Source organism: Mesorhizobium sp. M0816 (genome assembly GCF_040320005.1).
GTDB lineage: Bacteria > Pseudomonadota > Alphaproteobacteria > Rhizobiales > Rhizobiaceae > Mesorhizobium.
Window position 1 is genome coordinate 108,935 of sequence record NZ_JAMYOT010000002.1, and the last position, 15,222, is coordinate 124,156.

General features: G+C 62.2%; 13 protein-coding genes. 1 reads left to right on the forward strand and 12 read right to left on the reverse strand.

Going from position 1 to position 15,222, the window contains the following annotated elements; translation table 11 throughout:
- The 5 genes from pdeM to NKI17_RS02740 all read right to left on the reverse strand — a co-directional run bounded on the left by pdeM (nucleotide 1) and on the right by NKI17_RS02740 (nucleotide 5,962).
- Nucleotides 1–717 (reverse strand): ligase-associated DNA damage response endonuclease PdeM, encoded by a 717-nt coding sequence (gene pdeM / locus NKI17_RS02720; protein ID WP_352905378.1) that lies wholly within the window; start codon nucleotides 715–717, stop codon nucleotides 1–3.
- Complete coding sequence (locus NKI17_RS02725) at nucleotides 714–3,236, reverse strand: ligase-associated DNA damage response DEXH box helicase (RefSeq protein ID WP_352905379.1); 2,523 nt, start codon at nucleotides 3,234–3,236, stop codon at nucleotides 714–716. Before NKI17_RS02725 ends, pdeM begins: the two co-directional genes overlap by 4 nt.
- Nucleotides 3,237–3,303: 67 nt before the next feature.
- Complete coding sequence (locus NKI17_RS02730) at nucleotides 3,304–4,215, reverse strand: C40 family peptidase (protein WP_084641121.1); 912 nt, start codon at nucleotides 4,213–4,215, stop codon at nucleotides 3,304–3,306.
- Entirely contained in the window at nucleotides 4,178–4,528 is a 351-nt protein-coding gene (locus NKI17_RS02735) for a MarR family winged helix-turn-helix transcriptional regulator (RefSeq protein ID WP_023676939.1), read from the reverse strand. The genes NKI17_RS02730 and NKI17_RS02735 overlap by 38 nt, the downstream gene beginning before the upstream one ends.
- A gap of 69 nt (nucleotides 4,529–4,597) precedes the next feature.
- A complete protein-coding gene (locus NKI17_RS02740; protein WP_352455133.1) occupies nucleotides 4,598–5,962 on the reverse strand; it encodes a leucyl aminopeptidase family protein in 1,365 nt (454 codons plus the stop codon).
- Nucleotides 5,963–6,084: 122 nt separating this feature from the next.
- Here NKI17_RS02740 and NKI17_RS02745 point away from each other — a divergent pair, with 122 nt between their 5' ends.
- Nucleotides 6,085–6,906, forward strand: a complete 822-nt coding sequence (locus NKI17_RS02745; protein WP_023676937.1) for a tetratricopeptide repeat protein — start codon at nucleotides 6,085–6,087, stop codon at nucleotides 6,904–6,906.
- Nucleotides 6,907–7,022: 116 nt separating this feature from the next.
- On the opposite strand, the gene NKI17_RS02750 is transcribed toward NKI17_RS02745, so the two are convergent.
- From NKI17_RS02750 to cpaB, 7 genes are read right to left on the reverse strand one after another with little or no spacing between them, the layout of a single operon-like run.
- Nucleotides 7,023–8,039 (reverse strand): type II secretion system F family protein, encoded by a 1,017-nt coding sequence (locus tag NKI17_RS02750; RefSeq protein ID WP_023676936.1) that lies wholly within the window; start codon nucleotides 8,037–8,039, stop codon nucleotides 7,023–7,025.
- 9 nt (nucleotides 8,040–8,048) lie between these two features.
- A complete protein-coding gene (locus NKI17_RS02755; RefSeq protein WP_023676935.1) occupies nucleotides 8,049–9,062 on the reverse strand; it encodes a type II secretion system F family protein in 1,014 nt (337 codons plus the stop codon).
- A 29-nt stretch (nucleotides 9,063–9,091) separates the two neighbouring features.
- Nucleotides 9,092–10,600 carry a TadA family conjugal transfer-associated ATPase gene (locus NKI17_RS02760; protein WP_352455132.1) on the reverse strand — a complete coding sequence of 503 codons (1,509 nt, stop codon included), beginning with the start codon at nucleotides 10,598–10,600 and terminating at the stop codon, nucleotides 9,092–9,094.
- Nucleotides 10,601–10,629: 29 nt separating this feature from the next.
- A complete protein-coding gene (locus tag NKI17_RS02765) occupies nucleotides 10,630–11,913 on the reverse strand; it encodes a CpaE/TadZ family protein (protein WP_352621909.1) in 1,284 nt (427 codons plus the stop codon).
- A gap of 55 nt (nucleotides 11,914–11,968) precedes the next feature.
- The gene (locus NKI17_RS02770) at nucleotides 11,969–12,703 is read right to left on the reverse strand and encodes a CpaD family pilus assembly protein (protein ID WP_352589101.1); all 735 of its coding nucleotides are present in this window, start codon (nucleotides 12,701–12,703) and stop codon (nucleotides 11,969–11,971) included.
- Nucleotides 12,704–12,717: 14 nt separating this feature from the next.
- Nucleotides 12,718–14,247 (reverse strand): type II and III secretion system protein family protein, encoded by a 1,530-nt coding sequence (locus NKI17_RS02775; RefSeq protein WP_352589099.1) that lies wholly within the window; start codon nucleotides 14,245–14,247, stop codon nucleotides 12,718–12,720.
- Nucleotides 14,244–15,059, reverse strand: coding sequence for a Flp pilus assembly protein CpaB (gene cpaB / locus NKI17_RS02780; RefSeq protein ID WP_023676931.1), 816 nt, complete (start codon nucleotides 15,057–15,059; stop codon nucleotides 14,244–14,246). The genes NKI17_RS02775 and cpaB overlap by 4 nt, the downstream gene beginning before the upstream one ends.
- Between the last annotated feature and the right edge of the window lie 163 nt (nucleotides 15,060–15,222).

Below are 15,222 nucleotides of genomic sequence, written 5' to 3' on the forward strand. Positions count from 1 at the left end.
TCAGCCCGGTCTGAGCATCGCGTGGGAAATCGCGAAAATGCGCTCTGTGCCAAGCATATAGGCCATCAGCGTTTCGCGGCGGAACAGCCCGGCATAGGCGCGATCGAGCACGTTGAGCGAGCCGGTATAGGCGCCGAAAGCCGGCATGATCATGCGGCCGCCATCGCCGGCAAAGCAACGACGCCGCACCGAACGGCCTTGCTGCACGATGCGGGCGCAAGGATGCAGGTGGCCTGATATCTCGCCTTCCACTCTCACCGCCGAAGGCTCGTGCCGGAAGAGTAGCGAGCCTATGGCCAGCTCGCGTACGGTCTCGCCTGGCAAGTCGGCCGGCGCTTCAGGATCATGATTGCCGGCGACCCAGAACCAGTCGCGCCCGACCATCAACCCTTCCAGCCTTTGGCGAAAGCTCGCGTGCATACGTGCGGCGCCGCCGCCATCGTGAAAACTGTCGCCCAGGCTGATAACGATCGCAGGCTGATAATCGGCCATCACCGCCTGCAGCCGGAGCAACGTCGCACCGGTGTCGTAAGGTGGGACCAGCGTGCCGCGCCTGGCCAGTGATGAGCCTTTTTCCAGATGCAGGTCGGATACGGTCAGAAGCCGGAATTCGGGAAAATAGAGCACGCCGCGACGGTCGCAGATCGCGCGTTCGCCGGCGATACGGACAGCGCCCGCATCCGCCAGAGGCGCAGCCATGGCGAGCGCGACAGTCATTTCGTCCCCATGGCCTCCTCGACCAGCGTGGCTGCATCCATCAGCAGCGTGTCATCGGCCTCGCCATGCACCGGCATTTTGCCGATCTCGAGCATGATCGGCACGGCGAGCGGCGATATCTGCTCGAGGTTCTTATGCATGATTCGACCTTGGACGCGCGAGAGCATCTCGGCAAGTCTGCTGACATCCAAGAGACCGGTCGCGGCATCGGCACGCGTCGCCTGCAAAAGGATATGGTCGGGCTCGTGGCTGCGCAGCACGTCGTAGATGAGATCCGTCGACACGGTTACCTGGCGGCCGCTCTTCTCCTGCCCCGGGTGGCGTTTCTCGATCAATCCCGAGATCAGCGCGCAATTGCGAAAGGTGCGCTTCAACAACCAACTGCCGGCGAGCCAGGCTTCGAGGTCGTCGCCCAGCATGTCCTGATCGAATAGCGCAGCCAGCGACGGTTTCTTCGCCCTGAACATATGGCCCATATCGGCCAGCGACCATATGGCAAGCGCATAGTCGGTGGCGACGAAGCCGAGCGGCTTGGCTCCCGCCCTGTCGAGGCGGCGGGTGAGCAGCATGCCGAGCGTCTGGTGCGCCAGCCTGCCCTCGAACGGATAGGCCACCAGATAGTAGCGGTTGCCGCGCGGAAAGGTCTCGATCAGCAGATCGTCGCGTTTCGGCAGCACCGACTTGTCGGCCTGGAAGCGTAGCCAGTCGGCGACCTGCTCCGGCAGCTTCTTCCAGCGCTGCGGATCGTCCAGCATGGCGCGGACCTGTTCGGCCAGGTACGTCGAAAGCGGGAATTTGCCACCACCGTAATACGGCACCTTGGCGTCGCTGCCGGGTGCATTCGAGACAAAGCACTCATTCTCGCGGATACCTTCGAAGCGCAGCACCTTGCCGGCGAACATGAAGGTGTCGCCATGCGTCAGCGTTTCGAGGAACGCCTCCTCGATCTTGCCCAGAACCCGGCCGCCACGCGAAGCCGCGCCTCTGCTGCCGGCCTGGACGTAGCGGACGTTGAGCGCCGGCACTTCGATGATGGTGCCGACGTTGAGCCGGTATTGCTGGGCGACGCGAGGATTTGAGACCCGCCACAGTCCGTCCTTGTTCAACCGGATGCGGGCATAGCGCTCGTAGTTCCTTAGCGCATAGCCGCCAGTGGCGACGAAATCGATGACGCGATCGAATGTCGGGCGATCGAGATCGGCATAGGGTGCTGCCGTCCGCACCTCCTCGAACAGCGCATCGGCATGGAACGGCGCACCGCAGGCACAGCCCAGCACGTGCTGCGCCAGGACGTCGAGCCCGCCATCGACCAGCGGCGGCGTATCCTGGGCACCGAGATAATTGGCGTCGAGCGCCGCCCTGCATTCCAGCACCTCGAAGCGGTTGGCCGGTATCAGGATCGCCTTGGACGGCTCGTCCATACGGTGGTTGGCGCGGCCGATGCGCTGCGCCAGCCGGCTGGCACCTTTCGGCGCACCGACATGGACGACCAGGTCGACATCGCCCCAGTCGATGCCGAGGTCGAGCGTCGACGTGGCGACGATGGCGCGCAGGGTGTTCTCGCCCATTGCCTTTTCGACACGCCGGCGCTGCGCGACGTCGAGCGAGCCGTGATGCAGCGCGATCGGCAAGGTCTCCTCGTTGACCCGCCACAACTCCTGGAACAGCAACTCCGCCTGGCTGCGCGTGTTGACAAACAGCAGGGTTGTCTTGTGGCCCTTGATCTCGTTGTAGATTTCCGGCGTTGCGTAGCGGGCCGAATGTCCCGCCCACGGCACGCGCTCCTCCGAATCGAGAATGGAGATGTCGGGCTTGGCGCCGCCAGTGGCGACGATCAGTTCGGCCATCGGCCCCGGTGGATTCTGGCTGACCAGCCAGCGCCGCAATTCGTCAGGCTCGGCGACCGTCGCCGACAGGCCTATCGTCTGCAGGGCGGGCACAAACGAGCGCAGCCGGGCCAGCCCGAGCGACAGGAGATGCCCGCGCTTCGAGGTCACCAGCGAATGCAATTCGTCGAGCACGACATAGCGCAGGTCCTCGAAGAAGCGCTTGGCATCGGGCGCGGCAATCAGCAGCGCCAATTGCTCGGGCGTGGTCAGGAGAATGTCGGGCGGCGCCAGCTTCTGCCGCTGGCGCTTGTGTGCGGGCGTGTCACCGGTGCGCGTCTCGACGGTGACCGGCAGCCCGATTTCTGCGACGGGTTTGCCGAGATTGCGCTCGATGTCGACGGCCAGCGCCTTCAGCGGCGAGATGTAAAGTGTGTGGATGCCTCGATGCGCCTGCCCCGGCCTTCTCCTCGGTCGGCCGGCCAGTTCGGTCAGCGATGGCAAGAACCCGGCCAGCGTCTTGCCGGCGCCGGTCGGGGCGATCAGCAATACCGACTGCCCACCCTGGGCTTTGGCCAGCAAATCGATCTGGTGGGCGCGCGGCGACCAGCCCTTTTCCGCAAACCATTTGACGAATGGCTGGGGCAGGACGACGGCGGCATTCTGTTGGGCAAGGCGCGGCTGCTCTGTCACGCGCCAGAGGTAGCGCGGCGACGCGCAATCGCCAAGCAGAATCAGAACAAAAGGTGATCGATTCGCGTTATGGCCGGCGAAACCCGGTCGGTCCGCCATAGAGATAGCCGATACGGGCGACCGCCTCCCTCAGTCCTTCACGCGACACCAGCATGGTGTGGCCGTTGGCGTGGATCATGGTCTCCGGATCCGTCATGATCGCGACGTGGCCTTTCCAGAAGACCAGGTCGCCGCGCCGCAACCCGGCAAAATCCGGCCCGAGGTCGAGCGGTTCACCGACGGTCGCCGCCTGCATGTCGGTGTCGCGCAGCACTTGCCTGCCAGCCATGTGCATTGCAAGTTGCACGAGACCGGAACAATCGATGCCGAAGCCGGAAACGCCGCCCCATAGATAGGGCGTGCCGAGAAACGCCTCGGCGACCGCGACGTAGTCGGGGGCAACCTCGGCGACAGGCCTGAGATGGTCAGATATGACCGCCTCGCCGGATGGCAGCAGAGCATAGTACGTGCGGCGTGTTTCAGCCGCGCCTTTCACTGTTACCGCTGACCCCATCGAGAGCTCCCCGCTCACCGGGAACCGCAAATCCGGTCCCGGATAGAGGAAAGTGCGCGGCACCGAGACAACATGCGTGGGTGCATGGTCCCGACCGCCCAGCACAGTGTCGGCGACATAGCCGACATAGCCGTCGCGCTCGGCCTGTATCCAGGCCCAGCCCTCAACGTCCTCGAAGACGAGGACGTCTTCGCCGAACAGAAGCTGGGTATCGACGCCGGCATCCGGGCGCGGAGCCTTGCGGACATCGGCCGCGGAGGCTGATATGCGAGCCGGCCGGCCGGCGACGAAACGGTCGGCGGCGACCTCGCCTGTCAGCCTGGCGTCGGCGAGATCGGAGCGGAAGGCATGGAGGCGGGCATCCCTGGCGGTCAAATCGGCAACTCGTTCAAATGGGCAACTCTTGGGCTCTGGCAATGATAACATCGCCAAAGCGCTCGACAAAGAGCGCGCCTTCGACTGTACGCCTGACCAGCACGTTGCGCTTGTCGAGCTCGTCGCGATGGCGCGACACCAGTTTCAGTGCCCCCATCGTATCGAGCGCACGGGTGATCACCGGCTTGGTGACGTTGAGGCGGGCGGCTAACCCCCGCACCGTGTGTGGCGGCGGATCGAGATAGATGGTGAACAGGATCGCCGTCTGGCGCATGGTGAGATCGGGCGCGTCGTCGCGCACCTCCGACAGCACCACCTGTTGCCATAGTCGCAACGCTTGGCTTGGACGCATGATAATCGACATCCGTCCAGCATGTCGGAAAATTGTTTCGGTTCCGTTTCAGTCAATACCTTCGTCGGCTATGTCCTAGAATCAGCCGTAGCGGTTCGAAATGACCTGCTCCAGCGCCCGGATGCCTTGCGCTTCGCCACCCGCAAGGCCGTGCGGGCGGTCGAACGGGTTCCAGGCGAAGATGTCGACATGCGCCCAGCCGGCGGTCTTTTCGACGAAGCGCTTCAGGAAAAGCGCCGCGGTGATCGAGCCGGCGAAACCGTCCGACGTGACGTTGTTGATGTTGGCCACCTTCGACGCCAGCTTGGCGTCATAGGGCTTCCACAACGGCATGCGCCATAGCGGATCCTCGACCGCAACGGAGGCGTCCGCCAGCTCGGATGCAAGCGCCTCGTCACCGGTGTAGAACGGCGGCAGGTCGGGACCGAGCGCAACACGGGCAGCGCCTGTCAGCGTCGCCATATCGACCAGCATCTGCGGCTCTTCGTCATCGGCCAAGGCCAGGGCATCGGCGAGCACCAGCCGCCCTTCGGCGTCGGTGTTGCCGATTTCGACGGTGATGCCCTTGCGGCTCACCAGCACGTCGCCTGGCCGGAAGGCATTGCCGGCTATCGAATTCTCGACAGCCGGGATGAGCACGCGCAGCCGAACCTTCAACCCGGTGGCCATGATCATGGAAGCGAGACCCAGCACGTTGGCAGCGCCACCCATGTCCTTCTTCATCAAAAGCATGCCCGAGGACGGCTTGATGTCGAGACCGCCTGTATCGAAGCAGACGCCCTTGCCGACCAGCGTTATCTTGGGGGCATTGTTCGGCCCCCAAATCATGTCGATCAGGCGTGGCGCGTCGGCAGAAGCCCGACCGACGGCGTGGATCATCGGAAAGTTGGCGGTAAGAAGATCGTCGCCTTTGGTCACCGATATTTCGGCCTTGTGCGTCGCGGCCAAGGTCCGGGCGGCCTTCTCCAACTGCCCGGGGCCCATATCGCTGGTCGGCGTGTTAACCAGATCGCGCGCCAGGAAAATGCCATCGGCGAGGCGGCGGATGCGGGCGGCGTCGGTGCCTGCCGGCAGCGCGAGGCGAAGCGTCTTGCCTGGCTTCTTGCCGTAGCGGGTGAAGACATAGCCGCCGAGCGCCACGGCGAGTGCCGTAAGCTCCGGCTTGGCCGGTGCGGACGCAAAATGCCACTCGCCTTCGGGCAAGGCTCTCGCTAGTGCGCCGATGGCCAGTGCGCCCTCGCCATCACCGGTGCCGAACAGGGCTCCGGCAATCGCGCCGTTGTCGCCAGGCACGATGAGCGTCCTGCCGGCCTCGCCGGAAAAGCCGTTGGCCTTGGCCCAGGCGACCGAGGATGGCGCAAGGCCCGACGCCGCCAGAGCATCCTTCGCCACCAGATGGACCGGCAGCGCATTGCTCAATTCTTTCTCGACGAGTTCGACAGGCATTCGCTGGCCTCCGGCTTCCGAGTCGACGTTTCTTAACTCTCCGTTAGGGTTAACAGAATATTTCTGCGGGAGGAAAGATGACCTCGCAAATGGTCACGCGCATGAACGGAGCCCTGGTGCCGATGCCGACCAACCGCAGGATGAACGCCAGCGCAAATAGGCTGATCAGCACGGCGTTGATGATGGCGCTTGCCGCAGGCGTCGCCGGCTGCGGAACCAGCAAATTGACGACTGGCTCGATTTCTCGTCCAAGCGGCAAGCCGCTGGAAACAATGTCGGCGGGCGAACTGCACAACGCTACGATGGCGCTCGGCCAGTCCTATTCGAAAAACCCCAGCGACAAGCGGATCGCGACAAATTATGCCGCGGCGCTGCAGATGGACGGCGACGCAGACCAATCGCTTGCGGTGATGCGCAAGCTGGCGATCGCCCTGCCGAAGGACCGCGACGTGCTCGCCGCCTATGGCAAGGCGCTTGCCGCCAACGGACAGTTCGAACCGGCTCTCGATGCCGTGCGCCGCGCCCAGACGCCCGAATATCCTGACTGGAAACTGGTATCGGCGGAAGCTGCTATTCTCGACCAGCTCGGCCAGAAGGACGAGGCGCGCCAAGGCTATCGCAAGGCGCTTGACCTCAGGCCGAACGAACCGTCGATCCTTTCCAATCTCGGCATGTCGTACGTGCTGGAAGGTGATTTGCGCACGGCCGAAACCTATATGCGCTCAGCCGCCCAGCAGCCGAATGCAGATAGCCGCGTCCGCCAGAACCTTGCGCTGGTCGTCGGTCTGCAAGGCCGTTTCGACGAGGCTGAGAAGATCGCCTCGCAAGAGCTGTCGCAGGATCAGGCGCAGGCTAACGTCGCTTACCTTCGCCAGATGCTGGCGCAGCAGAATGCCTGGAGCCAGCTCAAGGACCAGGACAAGGCAAAGCCCGCCACCAACTGACCGCTTCGAGCGCCGAACCGGCGCGCGAATTCCGCAACATGTCTAACGCAAAGAGCCGCGCTGCACCGGCAGCGTGGCTCTGAATCGTATCAGCGTTTCTGGCAACGCCGCTGGCGCTACTCGCTGCTGGATTTCGGCTGGTCGCCAAAGATGCCGCGCTGGCTCACCTGGATGCCGGCGGGACCCAGAATGATGGCGAACAGCACCGGCAGGAAGAACAGGATCATCGGCACGGTGAGCTTCGGCGGCAGCGCGGCCGCCTTCTTCTCGGCGGCATTCATGCGCATGTCGCGGCTCTCACTGGCAAGCACCCGCAACGCATGCGCCACGGGCGTGCCGTAGCGCTCGGCCTGAACCAACGCCTGGGACACCGACCTGACGGATTCCAGGCCAGTTCGGCTTGCAAGGTTCTCATAGGCCTGCTTGCGCTCCTGCAGATAGGAAAGCTCGGCGTTTGTCAGGATGAATTCTTCCGCCAATGCCACCGATTGCGCGCCGATCTCATCGGCGACCTTGCGAAGCGCCGCTTCCACCGACATGCCGGACTCGACGCATATCAGCAACAGGTCGAGCGCGTCCGGCCACGCCATCTGAATCGATTGCTTGCGCTTGGTAGCGCGGTTGTTGACGTAGAGCACCGGCGCGTAGAATCCCGCATAGGCTACCACGATGCACACGAACAGCTTCACGAAAAGCGGCTGCTCGGGCAATCCGCCGAGCACGAACAGATACATCGCCGCCAATGCAAAGCCGATGAAGGGCAGGACGAGACGGAAGAAAAGGAAGCGCGTCAGCGGATTTTGCCCGCGAAAACCTGCCACTTTCAATTTCTGCAAGGTACCTTCATCCGCCAGCGCACGCCTGAGATCCAGGCGATCGACAATATTGCGCATGCCGACCGACTGTTCTTCGCGCAGGCCCTTGCGGCGGCGGTCGGCTTCGACTGCCAGCCGCGCGCGCTGCTTGGCGCGCAGCTCATCGCGCTCCAGCGCTACGGATTTCATGCGCGCCTTGAGCTGGTTCCCGCCAAAAGCGGGCAGCAGCGTGAAGACGGTCGCAAACACCGCGATGCCGACCAGCAGTGCGATCAGCAGGGACGGGTCGGTGAGAGTTCTGATGACGTGATCGGTCATACGCGAGTCCTAGACTTCGAAATTCATCATCTTGCGCATTACCAGGACGCCCATCGACATCCAGATGCCGGAACAACCGAGGATCAGATGGCCGGTGCTGGTGATGAAGAGGGGCATGATGTAGTTCGGGCTCGTCAAATAGACGAGAAAGGCGACGACGAAAGGCAACGCGCCGATGATCACGGCGGATGCCTTGGCTTCCATGGACAATGCCTGGACCTTGGCTTTCATTTTCTTGCGGTCGCGAAGCACGCGCGAAAGATTGCCCAGCGCTTCGGAAAGATTGCCGCCGGCCTGAGACTGGATCTGGATGACGATGCCGAAGAAGCTCGCCTCGGTGCACGGCATCGTTTCTGGCATGCGCATGGCCGCGTCGGGGATCGACAAACCCATTTGCTGCGAATCGACTATGCGGCGGAACTCGGTCTTGACCGGCTCGGGGGATTCGTTGGCGATCAGGCGCACGGCGTCGTTCAGCGGCAGGCCGGATTTTACCGCACGCACGATGATATCGAGCGCGTTCGGAAATTCGTTGAGGAACGCCTTGACGCGGTGCGCGCGGCGAAACGAGACGAACCAGCGGGGCAGACCCAAGACGCCGACCAGCAGCGCAGCCGGCAAGACCAGCAGCGGTGCGCCGATGAAATAAACAAGAGCCGTCAAGACGACGCCGCAGACCGCCGAGTAGACATAGAAGCGCTCGAGCGAGATCTTCATGCCGGCCTGACGGATTTGGATCTTCAGCGGTGGTTTCTTGACCAGGCTCTGATTGGACTTTTGCTTTTGATCGAGATCCTTCAGCGAATCCTGGACGGACTTGCGACGCTTGGCCGCTTCCGCCACGCGATCGCGCGACGCCTTGACGACGGATCGATCCGTCTCGGCGGTCTTGATCGATTCAAGCCGCTTGCCGACCTGCTTCTCGGTGCTGATCCGGTTGAACAGGAAAGCATAGGCCACAGCGCCGGCGCTGAAGCCGGCGAGCACAACGAATGCCAATACGGTGCCGTCAATTCCGAACATCGACCCTGGCCCCCACGCTTCCAGACGGATCAATCAGCGCGTTTCTCCATCGCCTCGAGCGCAACCGCGAGGCGCTGCTCCTCACCGTAGTAGCGGGCGCGCTCCCAGAAATGCGGACGGCCGATCCCAGTCGACACGTGCTCGCCCAGCAGCCTGCCGTTCGCGTCCTCGCCCTTGATGTTATAGAGAACGATGTCCTGGGTGATGATGACGTCACCTTCCATGCCGATCACCTCGGTGATGTGGGTGATACGCCGCGATCCGTCGCGCAGGCGTGCAGCCTGTATGATCACGTCGACGGAGCCGACGACGATTTCGCGCACGGTTTTTTGCGGCAGCGTATAGCCGCCCATGGCGATCATCGACTCTATACGGTTGAGGCATTCGCGCGGGCTGTTCGAGTGGATCGTTCCCATCGAGCCGTCATGGCCGGTGTTCATCGCCTGCAGCAGGTCGAACACTTCGGGTCCGCGCACTTCGCCGACGATAATACGTTCGGGGCGCATGCGCAGACAGTTCTTGACCAGGTCGCGCATGGTCACTTCGCCCTCGCCTTCGAGGTTGGGCGGACGGGTTTCGAGACGCACCACATGCGGCTGCTGCAATTGCAGCTCAGCTGAGTCCTCGCAGGTGATGACGCGTTCTTCGCGGTCGATATAGTTGGTCAGGCAATTGAGCAGCGTCGTCTTGCCTGAGCCGGTACCGCCCGAGATGACAATGTTGCAGCGGACACGCCCGATGATCTTGAGAATCTCGGCCCCTTGCGGAGAAATCGAGCCGAACTTGACCAGCTGGTCGAGCGTCAGCTTGTCCTTCTTGAACTTGCGGATGGTAAGTGCGGTGCCGTCGATAGCCAGGGGCGGTGCGATGACGTTGACACGGGAGCCATCAGGAAGACGCGCATCGCAGATCGGGCTTGATTCATCGACGCGGCGGCCAACCTGGCTGACGATACGCTGGCAGATGTTGAGGAGCTGCTGGTTGTCGCGGAAACGGATGCCGGTCTGCTCGACCTTGCCGTTGACTTCGATGTAGACGTTCTTGGAGCCATTGACCATGATGTCGGCAATATCGTCGCGGGCAAGCAGTGGCTCCAGCGGCCCGTAGCCCAAAACGTCGTTGCAGATATCCTCGAGAAGCTCTTCCTGCTCGGCGATGGACATCGCGAAATTCTTGATCGCGATGATGTCGTTGACAATGTCGCGGATTTCCTCGCGCGCGCTTTCGGGATCGAGTTTGGCGAGCTGCGACAGATCTATCGTATCGATGAGTGCGGCGAAGACCTGGCTTTTGGTGTCGTAGTAGGTTTCGCTCTTTTGGCGCTGGATACTTTTCGGCTCCGGGGCCAATGGCGGCGGCTCGACCGCACGGCGAACCGCCGGCGCGGCAGGCGCGCCGGATGGCGGCAGCGCCGCCGACCTGGCAGTTACAGCCGCTTCCACAGGGTTCGCGGCCGCCGGCGCAGCAGGTGCGGGTGCTGGCTGACGGAATTCCGGAATGGTCCGGTTGCCGTCGTCGCTGCCTCTTTTACCAAACATGATCGCTTACCAATTCCACCGCTGAGGCATCACTTCTTGTTGCGCGAAAGCTTGCCGATCAGATTGCCGAGGCCAGCCTTTTTCTTCACTTTGATTTCGCTGCGCCCTGTCAGCACATGGGCGATCTCGTTGATCGTGGCGACAACCGGACTCTTGGCATCCATCTCACCGAGCATACGTCCGTTGTTGGCAGCATTTCCGAACAAAAGCGGCTCGAACGGGATGACCGACATCGGCGAAAGGCCGAGCGATTCGGAGAAGTCGGACGGCGTAATCTCAGGACGTTTCGGCACACCGGCCTGGTTGATCACAAGCTTTGGCGCGGGATCGTTCGGACGAAGCCGCTTCAGCATGTCGACCAGGTTCTTCGTGTTGCGCAGATTGGCCAGTTCGGGCGTCGCCGTGATGACGATCTCGTCGGCCTTGACCAGCGTGTTCTTGGTCCAGCCGGCCCACACGTGGGGAACATCGAGCACGAGGAGCGGCGCGCTACGCTGGGCTATGTCGATAAGCTGGGTGAAGGCGTCGGGATCGAAATCGTAGACCCGCTCCAGCGTCGAAGGGGCCGCAAGCAGCGACAGGTGCTCGGCGCATTGGGCGAGCAGCCGGTCGAGATAGACCTCGTCGACGCGTTCCGGCGAGAAGACTGCCTCGGCAATGCCTTGCGCCGGATCCTGGTCGAAATTGATATTGGCCGTTCCGAAGGCGAGGTCGAGATCGGCGACAACCACTTCGGATTTGAAAAGGGACGACATGGCCCAGGCCACATTATGGGCTATGGTCGAGGAGCCGACGCCGCCTTTGGCGCCGATGAAGGCAATCGAGCGGCCGATCGGCTCAGCTTCCGGATCAACGAAGATCGAAGACACCACGCTGACGATGTCGGCCATCGATACGGGCGCGATGACATACTCGGAAATGCCCGAACGGATGAGTTCGCGGTACAAGCCGACATCGTTGTAGTGGCCGACAACCACCACCTTGGAGGTCGGGTCACAATGCTCGGAGAGCTGGGCGAGTTGTTCCAGCAACAGCTTCGGCTCGCTGCGCGATTCAAGCAGGATCAGGTTCGGTGTCGGCGCCGACTGATAGAATTCGATAGCGGTAGGGATGCCCCCCATATGCACTTTCAGATGGGCCTTGGCCATGCGGCGATCCTCGCCGGCGCGCTCGACCGGATTGGCTACGCCTTCGGTCTCGCAAAATGCCTGGATCGAAATGCGCGGGATCGGCCGCAACGCCTGCATCGCGGCAATATCCTGCTCCGAGGTTTCGCCGCCCGGTACCTCTGTGTCGTAGGCAAGATTGCTCATTGTCATCACTTTCCGTGACTTGCGCGGCTTAGGGTTTGTTGAGCCTCAACACTCGTTAATATTCGACTTCCGAATTGCCGAGGAATTCGTCCGAAATACCTCTGTCACGATAGACGTCGATCACCGCGCTCCGATTTGCCGCGTCGATGGGTGTCTGTTTGCGCGGTCCGATCAGATCGACCGGATTGGCCATCTGGGCGGCAAGGTTGTTTTGGTACGAACAGCCGAAATCGGCATAGTGCTTGTTTTCCGAAGTCTCCAGCAGGTCTTCGGGCCAGCGCCCGCATTTATCCGTCTGAGCCTTCACCGAGACGTAGGCGACACGGACCGGGGCGGACGCTTCGACCGAACCGGATTGATAGGACCGCATGGCGATCCGCTTCCGGCTGATGCCGCTGGCCATGGCAAGCCTGGCGAAATCGCGGCCGGCGGCGGCCGCCGCGATTTCGTTGGCCGAACCGCTCGGAATCTCGATCGTCAGCACCGGAGCCGCGCTCCTGTCGTATCCGTCCAGGAAGCCCAGGAGCGTGTCGCGCTGGGATCTGGTCATGCCACGGTCGCCGGCGCCGACCGGAAGGTCGATCTTCTGTATCTTCTCGGCTATGACGATCGGATGGGTGGTGCGATAATCGTCCGGTATGGCACCCACCGTGACGCTGTCGCGATTGGCGCAGCCGGCCAGCAATGCCGCCACCGCGATCGCCATAATGGGAACGGCCGGCCGCCAGATTCGCGAATGGACCGACCGCGTCGCGGTGATCGCCCGTGCCTTCGATGCTGCCTTAGACATGACCGCTTCCCCGCTTACTTGTAGATGAAGCCGACAACGCCGTGGTAACGGCCGTTGGGCTTGTCGGTCTGCATGGTGCCGTAGACACGGTTGACGCGGCCAAGGAAAATGCCGGCACCATCGCTGGCGGCGTTGAAATTGTCATCCGGCTTGGCAAGATCGTTGCGCGCCACCGGCTTCACCAGATACGGCGTAATGATGATGACGAGCTCGGTCTCGTTGCGAACGAAATCCCTGCTGCGGAACAGCGCGCCAAGCACTGGAATCTTTGTCAGACCGGGCAAGCCGTTGACGGCTTGCCTGAGATCATCGCGGACAAGGCCGGCAATCATCATCGAGCCGCCCGAAGGCAGTTCCACTGTTGTGTCGGCCAAGCGCTTGCGGAGCGACAGGGCGTTCATGCCGGGGCTTGTTACGCCTTCGGACAAAGATACTGATCCCTCCGTTGTCGGCTCGGAGACCGAGGTCCTGACCTTCAGGCTGATGCGGCCGGGAGACAGCACCACCGGCTGGAATTCCAGGCCAATGCCATATTCGATCTTCTCGATTGAATAGGTCTTCAGACCTGTCTGGTTATCGTTGGATACGGCTTGGGAAACGCTGGTCACCATATTGTATTCACCGCCGACCTTGAAGGTCGCCTTCTCGCCGGATACCGCTGTCAGTGTTGGCTCGGCCAGGGTTTTCATGACGCCTGACTGTTCCATGGCGTTGATGTAGGCCTGCAGCGTCGAGCTGCCGATGGCGAGGCCCGAGTTCGACAGCGACTTGCCCAAACCGGTGAAATTGTCGCTTACCGCACCCCAGCTGATGCCGTTGCTGCTGCCGCTGCCCATCATATTGACGCCGAGCTGCTTCATCACCGAGCGGCTGACTTCCGCAACCGTCACCTTCAGCGTGACCTGGTCGTCGCCGATGATCTGCAGCAGGTTGACGATCTGGCTGACGCGACGCTCGGCATCCGGGTTGTCAATGGCGACGCCAGCCTCGGCCGAACCGCCGGCGGCAGTCTGCGAATATTGTCCCGTGGTCGCTTCACCGCCCGACACGAAGATGGTGGCCAGCTGTTCCGCCCGCTTGGCATCCAGGGGCGTGTCCACGGTTCCGGTCAGAACGACATTGTCGTTCAGGAGTTCGACTTTGACGGTCGATGACGGGATGAAGCGCCTGATATAGTCCTCCAGCCCGGCAACATCGCGTTCGACCGCCAGATCAAGGCTGACGATCTGCTCGCCATTCGGGCCAAAGACGAAGATGTTGGTCTCGCCGACCGCCTTTCCGAACAGATAGATGCGCCTGGCAGTGCGGGTCACCGCGTCGGCTACAGCTGGGTTGGCGACGAGAATATCGTAGGCATCGCTCGGCAGGTCGATGACCACCGATTTGTTCAGTCCGAGCTTGACCCGCTGGGTGGCGGTCGAAGCCGTGACCCTGGCGTTGTCGCCTGCTGCGCTGGCACAGAGAACGCCATATGCATTCGTTCCAAGGAAAAGCAGGCCGATCGCCGCAGCCAGCGTGACCGGCAATTTGGTTTTTAGCCTCATTTCCTCGCCCCCACTTCGGAAACTTCGCCCGACTTGATCAACCGCACGGTTCCGCGCCGGCCATTGCCGGAAACCAGGTAATCGGCTTCGCCCACATTCTTGTCCTGACTGTCCTTGATCGAGCGCAGCGCCAATGTCAGGCGATCCGCCATCTGCTGTGCGACGGTGATGATCTCGGACTGCTGCGGCGTCAGTTCCAGGGTGGCGGTCTGGCCAACCCTGGTCTTCTTACCTTCCTCGTCCTCCTGAATGGTCTGGTCGATCGCCAGGACGCGAATGTTCTTCAGGATAGTTTCGGTCGTGAAGCCCGGACCACCGCCATTGGCGGGATCGGCTCTGCGGGTCATGATGACGTCGACGAAATCGTTGGGAAGAATAAAGCCACCGGCCGAGGTGTCGGCCGAGATGCTTGTGGCAACGGCCCGCATGCCGGAGGGCAGGATCGACGACATGAAGCTTTGCCCTTCACCGATCAGCTTCGAGCGCCGCAGCGGCTCGCCGGCGTAGAGCGCCACGCGAGCGACGGCGCCCTTCAGCTTGTCCAGCGCTTCAGGCTCGGCGGCGCGGGTGATGAAATTTGCGTTGATGCCTGCGGACGGCCATGACTCCCAGGAAATGTTGTTTTCAAGCGGACTGCCCATCGGAACGTCGCCGGAAAGAACAAGCACATCCTGCAGCGCGATCGCCGGCGCCTGAGGACCGGAATCGACAACCGGAGGCGGCGGAGCCACGACCATGTTCTTCGCGACATAGCCTGCACCACCGGCCGCGGCTATCGCCACGCTCAGAATAATCAATCGGGATGCTGGCATCTGTCCGAACCTCGCCTTGGCAAACCACGTAGCCAAGCGGGACTTTGCAGCGGCAATCGTCAAAACAAGGTTAATGTTATACTTACGATCGTGATTAATTTAACGTTTACATAAATTGGACCGACAAGCCCGGCCCGAAGGAAAACGTGGCCAACTCGCCTGC

Bases quoted from the DNA above. Each gene is read 5' to 3' on its own strand.
- NKI17_RS02755 (WP_023676935.1), bottom strand. From the start codon at position 9,062: ATGTTCGGAATTGACGGCACCGTATTGGCATTCGTTGTGCTCGCCGGC.
- pdeM (WP_352905378.1), bottom strand. From the start codon at position 717: ATGACTGTCGCGCTCGCCATGGCTGCGCCTCTGGCGGATGCGGGCGCT.
- NKI17_RS02770 (WP_352589101.1), bottom strand. From the start codon at position 12,703: ATGTCTAAGGCAGCATCGAAGGCACGGGCGATCACCGCGACGCGGTCG.
- NKI17_RS02740 (WP_352455133.1), bottom strand. From the start codon at position 5,962: ATGCCTGTCGAACTCGTCGAGAAAGAATTGAGCAATGCGCTGCCGGTC.
- NKI17_RS02750 (WP_023676936.1), bottom strand. From the start codon at position 8,039: ATGACCGATCACGTCATCAGAACTCTCACCGACCCGTCCCTGCTGATC.
- NKI17_RS02730 (WP_084641121.1), bottom strand. From the start codon at position 4,215: ATGTTATCATTGCCAGAGCCCAAGAGTTGCCCATTTGAACGAGTTGCC.
- NKI17_RS02760 (WP_352455132.1), bottom strand. From the start codon at position 10,600: ATGTTTGGTAAAAGAGGCAGCGACGACGGCAACCGGACCATTCCGGAA.
- NKI17_RS02745 (WP_023676937.1), top strand. From the start codon at position 6,085: ATGCCGACCAACCGCAGGATGAACGCCAGCGCAAATAGGCTGATCAGC.
- cpaB (WP_023676931.1), bottom strand. From the start codon at position 15,059: ATGCCAGCATCCCGATTGATTATTCTGAGCGTGGCGATAGCCGCGGCC.
- NKI17_RS02765 (WP_352621909.1), bottom strand. From the start codon at position 11,913: ATGAGCAATCTTGCCTACGACACAGAGGTACCGGGCGGCGAAACCTCG.
- NKI17_RS02735 (WP_023676939.1), bottom strand. From the start codon at position 4,528: ATGTCGATTATCATGCGTCCAAGCCAAGCGTTGCGACTATGGCAACAG.
- NKI17_RS02775 (WP_352589099.1), bottom strand. From the start codon at position 14,247: ATGAGGCTAAAAACCAAATTGCCGGTCACGCTGGCTGCGGCGATCGGC.